The organism is Salinicola halophyticus (assembly GCF_003206695.1).
Lineage (GTDB): Bacteria > Pseudomonadota > Gammaproteobacteria > Pseudomonadales > Halomonadaceae > Salinicola > Salinicola halophyticus.
This window is the reverse complement of sequence record NZ_PZJN01000007.1, coordinates 269,516-286,076: the sequence shown is the minus strand read 5'-3', so window position 1 is coordinate 286,076 and position 16,561 is coordinate 269,516. Positions and strand designations below refer to the sequence as shown.

Here is a 16,561-nt window from a genome sequence, read left to right as displayed (position 1 = left end):
CGGTGCTACCGGGAAGACACCGCGTGCTCTACATCGGCAGGAACGGCCTTGGGCTTGAGCGCCGTACCTATGAACACGGATTCTTATCGTTGAGTGTCGCCGCATTCACAGTGTCGTCGGCAGGATCGAATCAGCGGGGGAAAATGGCAACTAGCGGAAATCATTATGCTGTGCCGTGCATACGTGCGACATCGGCTCTCCTGGCTGCGACATCTATCGCGCCGGCCAGGAGTCAGGGCGCCCGATCGTCGACCTCGGTTACGGCAAAGCAGGTCAGCAGGGTGCGCTGCACCAGACTAAAATTGTCGTCACTGACCATCAGGTAGCGGTGACCGCCGATGCCGGTCAGTCCTTCGAAGTTGTCCAACGACCAGCCATCACTGTTGGAGAGCCGCGCCAGTTCGCTGACACGCACGCTGCCGTCGGCCTCGAGATGGGCGCGGCGTAACCGAATCACGAGTGAAGCCGGCGGTGTGTAGGCACGCTCCAGGGTCAGCAGGTCGCCGTCCAGATTTTCCATGGCGGTCAGCGCGCTGTTGGCGTTGTCGGCCAACGGATAGCGCCACTCGTGCTGACCGTCGAGGCTGAACAGCCGAGTGAGCTTCTCGGGCCAGCCCTCGGGGGGTGTTTCGATCCCGCCGATCAGGCCGTAGCCGGGTAGCGCGGCGATCGCCTCCAGCCCGCCGTTGGATTCGACGTCCGATAGCCCGGCCGGTCGGTGCGGTGGTTCGCTGGCAATACCCGAGGGCAGGAAGCGCTGCCAGCGGGCGTTGCTTTCTGCATCACCCAGCGCGTCGCCCCCGGTGTCGCCCGCTACACTGCCTTCAAAGCCGATTACCAGCTGCGTATTGCCGCGAATGTCGTCGTCGGCGTTCTCGAGCGTCAACGCTTCGGCATCGCTACCGGCACTTTCCAGGATGGCGCCGTCCTCGCCGCGCAACGGGTAGGTATCCAGCGGTTCATAATCGCGCAGCTCGCCGCTGCCGCTGAACGTCAGGCGGGCGCGATGCAGCCAGCCGCGATCGGAAATCAGAAACAGCATCGCTTCGTCGTCGTCCCAACCGAGATCGGAGAGCCCGCCGACCGGCGTGCCGTCCTGCCACTCCCCGGGCAGCGCCAGCGTTCCGCACCAGTCGATGTTGGGCGTGCTCGCCAGCAGATCGAGCGGCGCAAGCGCCGTTCGTTGAGGCACGGCGCTGCAGCCGGCGAGCAACACCGGCCCCAGCCATGCGATGAACGTGGCAAGCCTGGGAGACGACAGCGACATGAGCGCTTTTCCTTCGACCGTGACTGCCTGTCAGTATATCCACAATCCCCGACTCGTTGATGACAACCGCTGACCCCGTGAGGAGGCCATCGCAGCAGCGCAGGCTCCGGCGGCTATTCACTCATTCCAGCAGGCCCCATAGCCCGATGGTTAGCGAGGGAAACGCGCAAAGCAGGACCACGACGCACATCGTTGCCAGGACGAAGGGTATGACGGCGCGGAAAACGGCCGAGGGTGGCACGTTGGCAATCTGTGACGTGATGAATACCAGTAGCCCGACGGGTGGCGAGACGCCGCCGAGTTGCAGCGTGACGATCATGATGATGCCCAGCTGGATGGGGTCGATACCAGCATTGATCATCATCGGCAGGAACAGCGGAGCGATGATCAGCATGGCCGGGGTGAGATCCAGGAACATGCCTGCCGCCACCAGCACGAGAATGAGAATGAAAAAGAGCCCCAGCGGCCCCTCTGCCGCCGTACCGGCCCAGCCGACGATCGCCTGAGGCACCTGCTCGGCGATCAGGACCCAGGCAAAAGGTACCGACGACGCGATGATGAATCCGATCAGGGCAGCGTCCATGGCACAGTCACTGAAAGCACGGTAGAACGTTTTCCAGCCGTACTCCTTGAACACCATTTTCCCCAGGATAAAGGTCCAGAAGAGGGCAACGACGCCTGCCTCGGTGGCCGTTATGATCCCGAAGCGAATCCCGCCCAATACCCCGACGGTGATGACCAACACGGGCAGAGCGCGGAGAAAGCTGTTACGCACGGTCAGCCACGGGGCGTGCTCGCTGGAGGACTGATAGTCGCGTCGAACCGAAATGGCATAGGCGACGCCCATCAGGGCCAGCGCGATCAACACCGCCGGTAGCACGCCTGCCGTGAACAGCTTGGCCACCGAAACGTTGGCGACGGAGGCATAGACCAGCATCGCGATAGCCGGCGGCACGACATTGGGCAGTATCGCCGAGGAGGCGCTGACGGCACAGGAGAACGCCGGCGAATAGCCACGCTTGACCATCTCGGGAACGAGGATTTTGGTGCTGCTGGCGGCATCGGCACTGGACGAACCGGAGATGCCACCCACCATCAGGCTGTTGAGAATGTTGACGTGTGCCAGGCCGCCACGAAAGTGGCCCACGAGAGAGACGGCAAACTCGATCAGTCGAGCGGACAGGCCGCCAAGATTCAGCAGATAGCCTGTCGAGAGAAAGAAGGGAATGGCCAGAAGAATGAATTTGGTCGAGCCGGTCACCATGTTCTGGACGACAGCAGGAGGCGGCAGGATAAAAGACGCAGAGCTGGCAATGAAGACGGCCAGGACCAGAGCGAAAGCCACGGGCACGCCGATGGCGATAGCCAGGAAGAATGCCGCGAGCATCACGAGGCTCGGCGAAAAGCCTCCCAGAAAGGCGAGGCCGCCCGCGTCGATCCACTGGAACAGTAGCCAGGCGACGCCGATGCAGACGAGGTTGCGCAGACAACCCTGCAGAGAATCGACGCGGCGGACCAGCAGGAATCCCAGCGAAATGAGAGCCGATGCGGGGATCACGGCATATTTGATGGCCTTGGGCCATTGCAGGCTGGCGCTCAGGCCCCCGACCATGTCGGTCAGCTGCATGCCGCCCGAATACATCATGATCAACGTCAGCGCCAGCAGCATGGTGGCCACGGGTTCGAGCAGTGCCTGCACCATCGGCAGGCGCGCCAGAGGCAGCAGATCCGCCACGACATGACGACTGCGTCGCACGCCTAGCGCTGCGCCAAGGAAAATCAGCCAGGTGAAGCACCAGATGGCGAATTCTTCGGTCCACGAAAAGGAGCTGTTGAACACATAACGGGCGATGACGCCGGTGAGAACCGCGACGGACATCGCAACCAGGATGGTGAATACGGAAAGCCGGACGAGACCTTCCAGACGGGCCGCCGACCGATCGAGCAGCGATATTGCAAAGGAGAGAGCGGGTTGATCGGCAGCCATGATGCCACCTCCAGGATAGGGATCGATCGTCAATGACAGGCGCGCCACCCAGGCCCGGCCCGGGTGGCGCAAAAGCTTACTTGGCGTTGCGGATCAGTTCGACCAGCTCAGAGCCGTTGGGGATCTGGTCGATGTACTTGTCCCGCACGGGGGCCATCGCTTCCATCCAAGGTGTCTTGTCTTCGATGTCGATGATGGTGGCGCCATCAGCGACCGTCTTTTTCAGCGCTTCCTCGTCATCCTTCTGGCGCATTTCCGGAACATGCGACTGGACCTCGAGCGCCGCCTTGGTGATCGCCTGCTGATAGTTCTCGGGGAGCCGCTTCCACCAGTTCTCGGCGACGACCCAGGTGCCCATGGCATAGATATGGTCGGTTTTTACATAGTAAGGCGCGACTTCGTAAAAACGGTTCGTCAAATAATTGGTTGCCGTATTGTCGAAGAAATCAATGACGCCCGTTTGCATGGAATTGTAGATTTCGGGTGCCGGAACCGGCGTCGGGTTGGCACCGGCTTCTCTCCAGGCGTCCACATGCAATGGGCTCTGGATGACGCGCATCTTTTTACCCTGAATGTCGTCGATGGAGTGAATCGGGAAGCTGCTCATCAGTTCACGCACACCGTTGACGGTGAAGCCGAGCAGATGAAAGCCCTGATCCTCGAAGCTCGAGGAGAGCGCTTCGGTAAGTGGCTCGCTGAGCGCCGTAGCGTTGGCTTCGTCGGTAATGACGTAGGGAAGATCCAGGACCTGGACCTCGGGCACCCAGGATGACAGCACCGAGCTGGTGATGACCCCCATCTGCACGGAACCCAGCCGGATGCCTTCTGCGGACTCGGTTTCTCCTCCCAGAACGCTGTTGGGAAATAGCTTGATATCCACGTTGTCGTCAGTGCGTTCACGGACCAGGTCGGCAAACTCCTGAGCGGCCTTGTACTTGGTATTTCCCTCGGGAACGTCCAGTGACAGTTTCGCATTGTACTGTGCCGCGCTGGCGGAAATGCTACCCATGGCCATGGCAACGCCGAAGGATACGGCGGCAAGGCGGGGAGCGTTTTTCAGGATGGTATGTGTCGTCATGTCATGTCCCTCAGGGAGTTTATGCTGATGTGTCGATCGATTGAGTTTTTGTAGGAAAAGGCTGTTTTTATTGTTGGTGAGTCTGACGTCGGCGGATGATTAGGCCGTATCCAACTCCAGACCCACGTTCAGAAGCTTCGGATCGACGTTTCGCTCGATGGCGTTCACGGTCGCGCCCATGAAATCCATCAGACGATCCGAAGCTTTGGCTGCCGCCTGCGCATCCTGAGCAAGAACGGCTCGCAGAACCCCGAGATGACCGTGAACGGTGTCGGCCAGATCCTGGTTCGGTTTGGCGTGCGTGTGATAGATCCATCCGATTCGACGAAACATGGTGTGCAAGGGCCGCAACGAGTACTCCAGAAAGGGCTCGTCACAGATTTTCAGTATCTGCGCGTCGATTTGAAGATCGAAACGATTGAACGTCGAGAGCGACATCGAAGCTGACTGCTCTTCCATGGCCTGGGAGATCTGGCCCAACAGGGTTCGCTGTTGCGGTGAAGATTTTTCACAGGCCAGCGTGACGAGAAATCGCTCCATATCTCGTCGAAGCTTGAGCAAAATCGCCGTTCGCGGCAGGTCGACGGGCGCGATCTGAACACCTTGACGTGGTCGTATCGTGATCAGCGTGTCCGAGGCCAGTCGGGTTACCGCCTGATAGACCGGCATGCGGTTATAGCCTGTCATGTCCTGCAGATCTCGAATTCGCAGATAGCTACCGGGCCTGAGCTGGCAGGTAACTATCAGCTCTTCGATTTCCTTGTAAGCGTGCTCCAGCAGGCTCTTGTTGTCGCGGCCTTTGTCCTGAGGCACCGGTAACGCTATGTCCTGGCCATCTGGCATGATGTCGGGTCCGGTCGATAATGGAACAGTGGGGCAATATAAGCTGCGGTACGGCTGAATTTTCAGTCGAAATCCCGCTTTTAAAGCACCGATATCATGCCGCCGTCGGCGTAGATAATTTGCCCGTTGATATAGTCGGAAGCCTGGGATGACAGGTACAACACGGTTCCGATAAGCTCTTCGGGCCTGCCCCATCGTCCCGCCGGCGTTCGCCCTTTGACCCAGGCGTCGAATTCGGCATTGGCGGTCAATGCCTCGTTCATGTCGGTCAGCATATAACCGGGGCCAATGGCGTTGGCCTGAAGGCCCAAGCCTCCCCATTCCGCCGCCATGGCCTTGGTCAGCATCTTGATGCCGCCCTTGGCCACGGTATAAGGGGCGACCGTGGCGCGCGCGAGTTCGCTGGTCAGTGAGCCGATGTTAATGATCTTGCCATGGCCGCGTTCGACCATGCGTTTGGCCGCTTCGCGACCGACCACGAACGCCGAGGTCAGATTGGTATCGAGAACTCGCTGCCAGTCGGCGGTTTCGAGCTCCAGCATGGGTTTACGAAACTGAATGCCGGCGTTATTGATCAGAATGTCGATCGTGATTCCCGCGTTATCGAACCGGTTGAAGGCCTCCTTGACGGCGTGATCGTCGGTGACGTCAAAGGCGGCAATCTGGACGTCATGACCCGCCTGAGACATCTCTTCAGCGGTAATGGCGAGCCGTTCCTCGTTGATACCGTTGAGAATGACCTTGGCGCCGGCGGATGCCAGACCTTCCGCGAAAGCGCGGCCCAAGCCTCTCGACGAACCCGTCACCAGTGCGGTCTTTCCGGTCAGGTTGAATAGCTGAATCGACATTCGCGACTTCCTTGTTTTTCGATTGAGTTCATGAAGCGCCTATCGCCATTCTTTTTCTGCGTGTTGAAGAATAAATCTACCGGAGAAACGGTAGATGCTGTCCGGTTAACCCGAATATGACGAAACTTAGTGATGCCTATTTCGCTGTGATATTTTTTGATATATCAGGAATAACAGCGCTGCCAAATGGCGTCAAACGGACTTTGGGTCGATCTCGATGGCGGCGCTTTTTCTTTCCGTTACTTTGTTGTTAGAGATTGATTTCAAAGGATTTAATGTGCGTTATGCTTTGGTTTATGAGGCTAAAGTTTAGTCTTGATGGAGCGCGAATCATTGTCCCTCACCATGCGTTATAGAACTCGATCGACGGCAGGTTTTTATTTAGCGCGTTTATCGTTTCCCCGGTAATTTAGTCGTATGCCCAGGTTTTCTAGGTCAGTTGTGACCTGCCCTTGATGCGCTTTTTAAAAGCGGGTCCTGGCGATTCAGTCTTCAATTTTTCTAGCGCTCGACTCGAAACACGAACGAATGACGGCGTTCGTTGGAGGCGCGGGGGTGTGGCATTGATATACTGCCGCCAATGACGGTCATCGGCGCGGTGAATCTGCGCCAAACCAAACCAGGGCGACGCAACGGGAGGAAGCATGACGCGGATTGCGATCATGGGGGCGGCAGGCCGGATGGGGCGGATCTTGCTGGAAGCCACACACAACAGCGACGCCGCGAAGCTGGGCGCGGCGATCGTGCGCCCGGAGAGTTCGCTGCTGGGCTGTGATGCCGGCGAAATGGCCGGACTCGGGAGGCTCGGGATCAAGCTGTCGGGCTCGCTGGATGGCGCGAGGGACGATTTCGACGTGCTGATCGACTTCTCCACCCCGGCGTTGACGCTGGAGAACCTCGCCTGGTGCGCCGACAACGGCAAGGCGATCGTGATCGGTACGACAGGCCTCGATGAAAGTCAGCTGAAGGCTCTCGACGGTTTTGCCGCGCGAGTGCCGATGGTGTTTGCCGCCAACATGAGCACGGGTATCAACCTGACGGTGAATCTGCTCAAGACTGCGGCCAGGGCGCTGGGTGATGCCGGCTACGACATCGAAGTGATCGAGGCGCACCATCGTCACAAGGTCGATGCGCCTTCCGGGACCGCGCTGATGCTGGGCGAGGCGGTAGCCGAACCGCTGGGTCGCGATCTGAAGACGCACGGCGTATTCGAACGGGTCGGCCAGGTGGGCCCGCGGGATCCCCAGGAGATCGGCTTTGCCACGGTGCGTGGCGGCGATATCGTCGGCGAGCACACGGTGCTGTTCGCGGCCGAGGGCGAGCGCATTGAGATCACCCACAAGGCCTCGAGTCGGCTGACGTTCGGCAATGGCGCCGTGCGTGCGGCGGCGTGGCTGGCCGGGCGTCCGGCAGGTCGCTACGACATGCAGGATGTACTGGGCTTGAAAGACTAGCGTTGCGAAGACCTGAGCTTGCGGAGCCGGGTGGCTCGGAAAACCGGTGGCGCGGAAGAGCAAGCCGGCGCGGCATGGTGATGAATCGCGATCTTCACTGGAGCCGGAAGTCGGTTTCCGGTATCATTTCGCCAATTTGGCCGGGCCAGCGCTGCGGGCATCAAGATTGCCCCAGAGATTGAAGATTCGCCGCTTTCGATGCGGCAATCAGCATAATGAAGCGGGATGAAACCGGTCTTACCGGATTTCGTCCCGCTTTTTTACGACCTTGCGGCGGCTTGTGCGGTCAATACGAAGTGAGGGCGTGATGCCAGGCCTAGACGCCATGTGTTGATGGGCGTGTTTTGATATCCAGTTTGATGACCAGTGAAGGAGGATGTTGCCTTGAACAGACCCGCGATACTGGCTCTTGAAGACGGTAGTGTATTTCACGGTACCGCGATCGGAGCCGATGGACGAACCAGCGGGGAGGTGGTCTTCAATACCGCCATGACCGGTTATCAGGAAATTCTCACCGACCCTTCCTACACCCGACAGATCGTGACCCTGACCTACCCGCATATCGGCAACACCGGCATCAACCTCGAAGACGTCGAGTCGACCCGCATCTGCGCGGCCGGCCTCGTGATTCGTGATCTACCGCTGATCGCCAGCAATTTCCGCAGCACCACATCGCTCTCCGAGTATCTCGCCGCGCAGAACGTCATTGGCATCGCCGATATCGATACCCGTCGGCTGACGCGCATTCTGCGCAGCAAGGGCTCGCTGGACGGTGCCATTCTGGCCGGTGCTGAAGCTCAGGGCGATGATGCCGTCGAGCGGGCTCTGGCGGCTGCCCAGGCCTTTCCGGGGCTCAAGGGCATGGATCTGGCCAAGGAAGCCTCCTGCCAGTCCAGCTACCAGTGGACCGAGGGCGAATGGGCTTTGGGTCAGGGATATGCCGATACCGCCAGCGCCGAGCGCCCCTATCACGTGGTCGCCTACGACTACGGGGTCAAGCACAACATCCTACGCATGCTCGCGTCCCGCGGCTGCCGCCTGACCGTGGTGCCGGCGCAGACCCCGGCCGCCGAAGTGCTGGCGATGAACCCGGACGGCGTCTTCCTGGCCAATGGACCGGGCGATCCCGAGCCCTGCGATTACGCGATCACGGCGATTCGCGAGATTCTCGAGACCGACGTTCCGGTGTTCGGCATCTGCCTGGGTCATCAACTGCTGGCGCTGGCCGCCGGCGCCAAGACCGTCAAGATGAACCACGGCCATCATGGCGCCAACCATCCGGTCCAGGATCTGGACTCGGGGCAGGTGATGATCACCAGTCAGAATCACGGCTTTGCCGCCGACGAGACCACGCTGCCCGCCAACGTGCGAACCACGCACCGCTCCCTGTTCGATGGCACTCTCCAGGGGATCGAGTTGACCGATCGTCCGGCGTTCAGCTTCCAGGGCCATCCTGAGGCAAGCCCCGGGCCGCGTGACGTCTCGCCGCTGTTCGATCGTTTCGTGACGATGATGCAGAGCCGTCAGCGGCAGGTCGCCTGAGCCGTCAGCGACAGGTCGCATGCCATCAGCGGCAGTTTGGAATTCAGTCATCCTGGGTCGGCGCCAGCCGCCGACACCACCATTTTCGACGAGTGTTAGCGCATGCCAAAACGTACGGATCTCGACAGCATTCTGATCATCGGCGCCGGCCCCATCGTCATCGGGCAGGCGTGCGAATTCGACTACTCCGGGGCCCAGGCCTGCAAGGCGCTGCGCGAAGAGGGTTATCGCGTCATCCTGGTCAACTCGAACCCGGCGACCATCATGACCGACCCGGTGATGGCGGATGCCACCTACATCGAGCCGATCACCTGGCAGACGGTGGAGAAGATCATCGAGCGCGAGCGGCCCTCGGCGATCCTGCCGACCATGGGCGGCCAGACCGCGCTCAACTGCGCGCTGGAGCTCGACAAGCACGGCGTGCTCGAGAAGTACGGCGTGGAGATGATTGGCGCCAACGCCGATGCCATCAACAAGGCGGAAGACCGCGATCTGTTCGACAAGGCGATGAAGAACATCGGTCTCGAGTGTCCCAAGGCCGAAGTCGCCCACAGCATGGATGAAGCGTGGAGAATCCAGGCAACGCTCGGATTCCCGGTGATCATCCGCCCCTCCTACACCATGGGCGGTTCCGGTGGCGGCGTCGCGTATAACAAGGAGGAGTTCGAGGAGATCTGCGATCGCGGGTTCGAGCTTTCCAACAACCACGAGCTGCTGATCGACGAGTCGCTGCTGGGTTGGAAGGAGTACGAGATGGAGGTCGTTCGTGACAAGAACGACAACTGCATCATCGTCTGCGCGATCGAGAACTTCGACCCGATGGGCGTGCATACCGGCGACTCCATCACCGTCGCGCCAGCGCAGACGCTGACCGACAAGGAGTACCAGATCATGCGTAACGCATCGCTTGCGGTGCTGCGCGAGATCGGTGTCGAGACCGGGGGTTCCAACGTCCAGTTCGGCGTCGACCCGGACACCGGGCGCATGGTCGTGATCGAGATGAACCCGCGGGTGTCGCGTTCGTCGGCGCTGGCCTCCAAGGCGACGGGTTTCCCGATCGCCAAGATCGCCGCCAAGCTGGCGGTGGGCTACACCCTGGACGAACTGCAGAATGACATCACTGGCGGCGCCACGCCGGCGTCTTTCGAGCCGTCGATCGACTATGTCGTGACCAAGATTCCACGCTTCACCTTCGAGAAGTTCCCCCAGGCCAACGATCGTCTGACCACGCAGATGAAGTCGGTGGGCGAGGTGATGGCGATCGGGCGGACGTTTCAGGAGTCGATGCACAAGGCGCTGCGCGGCCTCGAAATCGGTGCCGACGGCCTCGATCCGAAAGTCTCCGACTTCGGCCCGGAAAACATGGCGCTGATCAAGGGCGAGCTGCAGGCCGCCGGCGCCGACCGCATCTTCTATATCGGCGATGCCATGCGCAGCGGCATGAGCGTCGACGAGATCTTCGCGCTGACCCATATCGACCGCTGGTTCCTGGTCCAGCTCGAGGATCTGATTCTGACCGAGGCGGCCGTTACCAAGCGCTCACTGCACGATCTGAGTGCCGATGAGCTCTACCGTCTCAAGCGCAAGGGCTTTTCCGACGCGCGCCTGGCCACACTGCTGGGCGTCTCCGAGAGTGAATTCCGTCAGCGCCGTCAGCAGCTCGATATCCGCCCGGTCTACAAGCGGGTCGATACCTGCGCGGCTGAATTCGCTTCCGATACCGCCTACATGTATTCGACCTACGAGGAGGAGTGCGAGGCGGAGGTCACGGATCGCCAGAAGATCATGGTGCTGGGCGGCGGGCCCAACCGGATCGGCCAGGGGATCGAGTTCGACTACTGCTGCGTGCATGCGGCGCTGGCCATGCGCGAGGATGGTTACGAGACCATCATGGTCAACTGCAACCCGGAAACTGTCTCCACGGACTACGACACCTCCGATCGACTCTACTTCGAGCCGGTCACGCTGGAAGACGTGCTCGAGATCGCCGACAAGGAGAAGCCGGTCGGGGTGATCGTGCAGTTCGGCGGTCAGACGCCGCTGAAACTGGCGCGGGCCCTGGAAGCCGCCGGCGTGCCGATCATCGGTACCACGCCGGACGCCATCGATCGCGCCGAGGATCGCGAGCGCTTCCAGCAGATGATCGACAAGCTGGGTCTCAAGCAGCCGCCCAACGCCACCGCGCGCAGTTTCGAAGATGCCTTCGCCAAGGCCGAGAAGATCGGCTATCCGCTGGTCGTGCGGCCGAGCTACGTGCTCGGCGGCCGGGCCATGGAGATCGTCTATACCGCCGAAGAGCTCGAGCGCTACATGACCCATGCGGTCAAGGTCTCCAACGATTCGCCGGTACTGCTGGATCACTTCCTCAATGCCGCCATCGAGATCGATATCGATGCGGTCAGTGACGGCGAGCAGGTCGTCATTGGCAGCATCATGCAGCATATCGAGCAGGCCGGCGTGCACTCCGGCGACTCGGCGTGTTCGCTGCCGCCCTACTCGTTGCCGATGGAGGTGCAGGACGAGATGCGCGAGCAGGTCAAGCGCATGGCCGTCGAGCTCAACGTGGTCGGCCTGATGAACGTGCAGCTCGCCTGGCAGGACGGTGAAATCTACATCATCGAGGTCAATCCGCGCGCCTCGCGTACGGTGCCGTTCGTGTCCAAATGCATCGGCACGTCGCTGGCGCAGATCGCGGCGCGCTGCATGGCCGGCCAGTCGTTGGCCGACCAGAACTTCACCCGCGAGTTGATTCCGGATTTCTACGCGGTCAAGGAGGCGGTGTTCCCGTTCAACAAGTTCCCGGGTGTCGATCCGATCCTGTCGCCGGAGATGAAGTCGACCGGCGAGGTGATGGGCAGCGGTGCGACCTTCGCGGAAGCGTTCTACAAGGCGCAGCTGGGTGCCGGCGAGGCGATTCCGCGATTGACCGGCGAGCGCCAAGCGTTCCTCTCGGTACGCGAACCCGACAAGCAGGGTGTTATCGAGGTAGCTCAATCTCTGCTAGCCTTGGGCTTCAGTTTAGTGGCAACACGTGGCACGGCCAGGGCTCTGGAAGAGGCTGGTCTGTCCGTTGCCGTCGTCAATAAGGTTTTTGAAGGCCGTCCGCATATCGTCGATCTGCTCAAGAACGACGAAATCGCCTATATCGTGAATACCACGGAAGGCCGCCAGGCGATCAACGACTCCTCGGTCATCCGGCGCACGGCGCTGGCACGCAAGGTACCCTATGCCACCACGCTGGCGGGTGCGCGTGCGGTGTGCATGGCGCTGGAGTATGGAAACGAGATCACGGTGCGGCGGCTGCAGGAACAGCATGCAGGAGTAGTCAATGAATAAGGTCCCGATGACCGTCCACGGCGAACAGGCCTTGCGTCAGGAGCTGGAGCAGTTGAAAGGCGTGGAGCGTCCGCGAGTCATCAACGACATTGCGGTCGCCCGCGAGCACGGCGATCTCAAGGAGAACGCCGAATATCATGCCGCCCGCGAGCAGCAGGGATTCATCGAAGGGCGTATCCAGGAGATCGAGGGCAAGCTGTCATTGGCGCAGGTCATCGATGTGGCCAAGATACCCAACACCGGCAAGGTGATCTTCGGTGTCACCGTCGAGTTGCTCAATCTGGAGACCGATGAAGAAGTGCGCTATCGGATCGTCGGCGAGGACGAGGCCGGGATCAAGGACGGCAAGATATCGGTGACTTCGCCCATTGCGCGTGCGCTGATCGGCAAGCAGGCGGGCGACGTGGTCAACGTCCGCACGCCGGGTGGCGATGTGGAGTACGAAATTTCCGGCGTCGAGCATCTCTGACCGCTCACGCGCAGCTGCGCGTCGGCCAAACGGCGTTGAAAACGGCCTCGGCATGCTGATTTACACCCCGTAAACTTCGCTGTCTCGGCCGCTTCCGCCTTGTTCGTTCCTAGCTCGCAAGCGCTTGCAAGATAGGCAGCCGCAAACGAGAGAAGCAGCGACAGTGTCGCGGCTTCTCTCGTTGTGGAGTATCTGTATTCGCGGCTCGCGGCTTTCGTGTTCAGTGCCGGCCGTGATGTTCCTCGGCGCGCTGGATGTTGGAAAGCTTGGGGTTGACCTTGGGGTTGTGGCGATAGAGCAGGGCGACCTTGCCCAGCGTCTGGACCAGTTCTGCGCCGGAGGCCTCGACCAGCTCTTCGACCATCGCCTGGCGTTCCTCGCGGTCGGCAATCGCCAGCTTGACCTTGATCAGCTCGTGGTCTCTCAGCGCGCGGTCGAGTTCCTGCTGGGCGCCTTCGCTCAGACCGTTTTCACTCACGGTGACAATCGGCTGCAGGTGGTGGCCGATGCTGCGAAAGGCTTTCTTTTGTGCGGATGTTAGGCTCATGGTAATCTGACCGTTGGACTTCGCGATATTTTACAGCGGTGCTGCAATCGGTCTCACCACCGCACTGTCGAAACGCGCCATGTTACGGGTTTCGATGGCAACAGGAAAGATGCCGTTGCTCGTCGGCCGTGTTCGGGTACGACCCGATTTTGGGATGGCCGGATCTGGGCATCGCCAAGTCCTGACACGGCTCAGTCCTGGCATGGCACGGTCGATGTGTCCGGCAGCTTGCGAGCTGCACTCCAGTCCCGCAGTACCGCTCTTCGCTTTCTCGACTATTCTTCCAGGTGATCATCAGTGGCGCGCTCTTCCAGCTCTAGCTCCTCATCCGGCGCTGACAAGGCCGGTTCTCCCACGCGGCAAAGCAAAAGCAGCGCCGGCTGGATGAAAGAGCATTTCGACGATCGCTATGTTCAGCAGTCCTGGAAGGATGGGTATCGTTCGCGTGCAAGCTATAAGTTGCTGGAACTGGACGAGCGTGACAAGTTATTGCGTCCCGGCATGGCGGTGATCGATCTGGGCGCCGCGCCGGGCGGCTGGAGTCAGGTCGCCGCCGAGAAAGTCGGCACCGAGGGGATGGTGATCGCCTCCGATATTCTGGAGATGGATGCGCTGGCCGGCGTCAGCTTCATTCAGGGCGATTTCACCGAAGAGCAGGTGCTGGCAGCGATTCTGGGCGAGCTCGGTGAGCGCCGTGTCGACCTGGTGCTGTCAGACATGGCGCCGAACATGAGCGGCATGGCGGCGATCGACCAGCCGCAGTCGATGTATCTGGTCGAGCTGGCTCTCGATCTGGCGAAACAGACGTTATCGCCCGGCGGCCATTTCCTGGCCAAGGTTTTTCAGGGCGAAGGATTCGATGACTACCTGCGGGATCTGCGAGGCAGTTTCCGCAAGGTAGTAACACGCAAGCCGGAGGCGTCACGGGCCCGGTCCCGGGAAGTCTACCTGCTGGCGCAAGGATTTCAGGGCTAGGCTTGCAAGCGTGGTTGAGCGACCCCATCTGGTGTAGTGTCAGATCACGGCAAGCGCAGGCAGCAAGGTTCGTACTACGAGGGTGGTGTCTTGAACGACATGGCGAAAAATCTAATTCTCTGGTTGGTCATCGCGGCTGTACTGCTGACGGTGTTCAACAATTTCAGTGTCGATAGCTCGCCGCAGACGATGAGCTATTCACAGTTCGTGCAGCAGGTCCAGAAGGACCAGGTGCGCAGCGTGACCATTGAGGGTTATACCATCAATGGCGAGCGGGACGACGGTACGCAGTTCCAGACCATCCGCCCGGCAGCCCAGGATCCCAAGCTGATGGACGACCTGCTGGCGCACGACGTCACGGTCGTCGGCCAGAAGCCCGAAGAACAGAGCCTGTGGACGCGCTTGCTGATTGCCAGCTTCCCGATCCTGCTGATTCTGGGCATCTTCGTCTTCTTCATGCGTCAGATGCAGGGCGGTGGCGGTGGCAAAGGCGGACCGATGAGCTTCGGCAAGTCGAAAGCCAAGCTGCTGAGCCAGGACCAGATCAAGTCCACCTTTGCCGATGTCGCCGGCTGTGACGAAGCCAAGGAGGAGGTCGTCGAACTGGTCGACTTCCTCAAGGATCCTTCGAAGTTCCAGCGTCTGGGTGGGCAGATTCCCCGCGGCGTGTTGATGGTGGGCCCGCCAGGGACGGGTAAGACCCTGTTGGCGAAAGCGATTGCCGGTGAAGCCAAGGTGCCGTTCTTCAGCATCTCGGGTTCGGACTTCGTCGAGATGTTCGTCGGCGTGGGTGCTTCCCGTGTCCGCGACATGTTCGAGCAGGCCAAGAAGCAGGCGCCTTGCATCATCTTCATCGACGAGATCGATGCCGTCGGTCGCCATCGTGGTTCCGGCATGGGCGGTGGTCATGACGAGCGCGAGCAGACGTTGAACCAGCTGCTGGTCGAGATGGATGGTTTCGAAGCCAACGACGGTATCATCGTGATCGCCGCCACCAACCGCCCCGACGTGCTCGATCCGGCGCTGCTGCGCCCGGGCCGCTTCGACCGCCAGGTCACCGTACCGCTGCCGGACATTCGGGGGCGCGAGCATATCCTCAACGTGCACCTGCGCAAGGTGCCGATGTCCGACGGCGTCCAGGCCAGCATCATTGCCCGCGGGACGCCCGGTTTCTCCGGCGCCGATCTGGCCAACCTGGTCAACGAGGCGGCGCTGTTCGCGGCGCGGCGCAATCGTCGCACCGTCGGCATGGAAGAGCTGGAGCTGGCCAAGGACAAGATCATGATGGGCTCCGAGCGGCGCTCCATGGTCATGTCGGAGAAGGACAAGCTCAATACCGCTTATCACGAGTCCGGCCACGCCATTATCGGTCTGGTGATGCCCGAGCACGATCCGGTCTACAAGGTCACCATCATTCCGCGCGGTCGAGCGTTGGGCGTGACCATGTTCCTGCCGGAAGAAGATCGTTACAGCTACTCCCGTCAGCAGATTATCAGTCAGCTCTGCTCGCTGTTTGGCGGACGTATTGCCGAAGAGATGACATTGGGGCCGAATGGCGTCACCACCGGTGCCTCCAACGATATCAAGCGTGCCACCGAACTCGCGCACAGCATGGTCGCCAAGTGGGGCCTGTCCGAAGAGATGGGGCCGCTGATGTACGACGAGGACGAGTCGCATCAGTTCCTCGGCGGTCCGGGCCAGGGTGGTGGCAAGCTGAGCTCCGGGGAGACCTCGACCCGTCTGGACAAGGAAGTGCGTCGGATCATCGACGAGTGCTATGCCATGTCGCGCAAGATCCTCGAGGACAATCGCGACAAGCTCGACCTGATGGCGGAAGCGTTGATGCAGTACGAAACCATCGATGCCTTGCAGCTCAAGGACATCATGGAAGGCCGCAAGCCACGCCCGCCGAAGGATTGGGGCGACGACGGCCCGACCTCGGGTTCCGGTCGACCCGTCGACGACCCCGAGCCGCAACCGAAGGAAGATGGCGCCGCGGACGATGAGTCCGACAGCCGTCGCCCGTCCGATCCGCTGGGTGGCCCCACGGGCCTATAAGCGCCTCGGCATGCCTGCCTTGAAAGAACAGCGCTTCGAATAAGGAAGCGACAGCAATTGCGACAGGGCGTCAGAAATGGCGCCCTGTCGCGTTTCGAGCCAGTTGCGCGACGATCCCGGCCTGCCTAGAGTGGGCGTTTTTGCGAGTACGGATTTT

The 16,561-nt window shown here is 60.7% G+C and carries 12 protein-coding genes; 6 read left to right on the top strand and 6 right to left on the bottom strand.

Annotation, left to right across the window (positions count from 1 at the left end; all coding sequences use genetic code 11):
- Positions 1 to 232: 232 nt before the first annotated feature.
- The 5 genes from DOM58_RS12615 to DOM58_RS12595 all read right to left on the bottom strand — a co-directional run bounded on the left by DOM58_RS12615 (position 233) and on the right by DOM58_RS12595 (position 6,023).
- Positions 233 to 1,267, bottom strand: coding sequence for an esterase-like activity of phytase family protein (locus tag DOM58_RS12615; protein ID WP_110693138.1), 1,035 nt, complete (start codon positions 1,265 to 1,267; stop codon positions 233 to 235).
- A 121-nt stretch (positions 1,268 to 1,388) separates the two neighbouring features.
- Positions 1,389 to 3,254: a TRAP transporter large permease gene (locus DOM58_RS12610; RefSeq protein ID WP_110693137.1), complete on the bottom strand. Its 1,866-nt coding sequence runs from the start codon at positions 3,252 to 3,254 to the stop codon at positions 1,389 to 1,391.
- A 76-nt stretch (positions 3,255 to 3,330) separates the two neighbouring features.
- Complete coding sequence (locus DOM58_RS12605) at positions 3,331 to 4,332, bottom strand: TRAP transporter substrate-binding protein (protein WP_110693136.1); 1,002 nt, start codon at positions 4,330 to 4,332, stop codon at positions 3,331 to 3,333.
- Positions 4,333 to 4,431: 99 nt separating this feature from the next.
- Entirely contained in the window at positions 4,432 to 5,175 is a 744-nt protein-coding gene (locus tag DOM58_RS12600; protein WP_188113818.1) for a GntR family transcriptional regulator, read from the bottom strand.
- A gap of 80 nt (positions 5,176 to 5,255) precedes the next feature.
- Positions 5,256 to 6,023, bottom strand: coding sequence for an SDR family oxidoreductase (locus DOM58_RS12595; protein ID WP_075560496.1), 768 nt, complete (start codon positions 6,021 to 6,023; stop codon positions 5,256 to 5,258).
- 644 nt (positions 6,024 to 6,667) lie between these two features.
- Here DOM58_RS12595 and dapB point away from each other — a divergent pair.
- From dapB to greA, 4 genes are all read left to right on the top strand, one after another.
- Positions 6,668 to 7,477: a 4-hydroxy-tetrahydrodipicolinate reductase gene (gene dapB, locus DOM58_RS12590; RefSeq protein WP_110693134.1), complete on the top strand. Its 810-nt coding sequence runs from the start codon at positions 6,668 to 6,670 to the stop codon at positions 7,475 to 7,477.
- A 384-nt stretch (positions 7,478 to 7,861) separates the two neighbouring features.
- Positions 7,862 to 9,019: a glutamine-hydrolyzing carbamoyl-phosphate synthase small subunit gene (carA, locus tag DOM58_RS12585; RefSeq protein WP_075560498.1), complete on the top strand. Its 1,158-nt coding sequence runs from the start codon at positions 7,862 to 7,864 to the stop codon at positions 9,017 to 9,019.
- Positions 9,020 to 9,121: 102 nt separating this feature from the next.
- On the top strand, positions 9,122 to 12,355 hold the full coding sequence (gene carB, locus DOM58_RS12580; RefSeq protein ID WP_110693133.1) for a carbamoyl-phosphate synthase large subunit: 3,234 nt from the start codon (positions 9,122 to 9,124) through the stop codon (positions 12,353 to 12,355).
- Positions 12,348 to 12,824, top strand: a complete 477-nt coding sequence (gene greA / locus DOM58_RS12575) for a transcription elongation factor GreA (protein WP_075560500.1) — start codon at positions 12,348 to 12,350, stop codon at positions 12,822 to 12,824. Before carB ends, greA begins: the two co-directional genes overlap by 8 nt.
- A gap of 220 nt (positions 12,825 to 13,044) precedes the next feature.
- Here greA and yhbY read toward each other — a convergent pair whose 3' ends face one another.
- Positions 13,045 to 13,371 carry a ribosome assembly RNA-binding protein YhbY gene (gene yhbY, locus DOM58_RS12570; protein ID WP_075560501.1) on the bottom strand — a complete coding sequence of 109 codons (327 nt, stop codon included), beginning with the start codon at positions 13,369 to 13,371 and terminating at the stop codon, positions 13,045 to 13,047.
- Positions 13,372 to 13,668: 297 nt separating this feature from the next.
- Between yhbY and rlmE the strand changes: the two genes are divergently transcribed.
- Together rlmE and ftsH are read left to right on the top strand one after the other, a co-directional pair.
- Positions 13,669 to 14,346: a 23S rRNA (uridine(2552)-2'-O)-methyltransferase RlmE gene (gene rlmE, locus DOM58_RS12565; protein WP_110693132.1), complete on the top strand. Its 678-nt coding sequence runs from the start codon at positions 13,669 to 13,671 to the stop codon at positions 14,344 to 14,346.
- Positions 14,347 to 14,436: 90 nt separating this feature from the next.
- Positions 14,437 to 16,404, top strand: coding sequence for an ATP-dependent zinc metalloprotease FtsH (gene ftsH, locus DOM58_RS12560; RefSeq protein ID WP_110693131.1), 1,968 nt, complete (start codon positions 14,437 to 14,439; stop codon positions 16,402 to 16,404).
- Positions 16,405 to 16,561 lie beyond the last annotated feature (157 nt).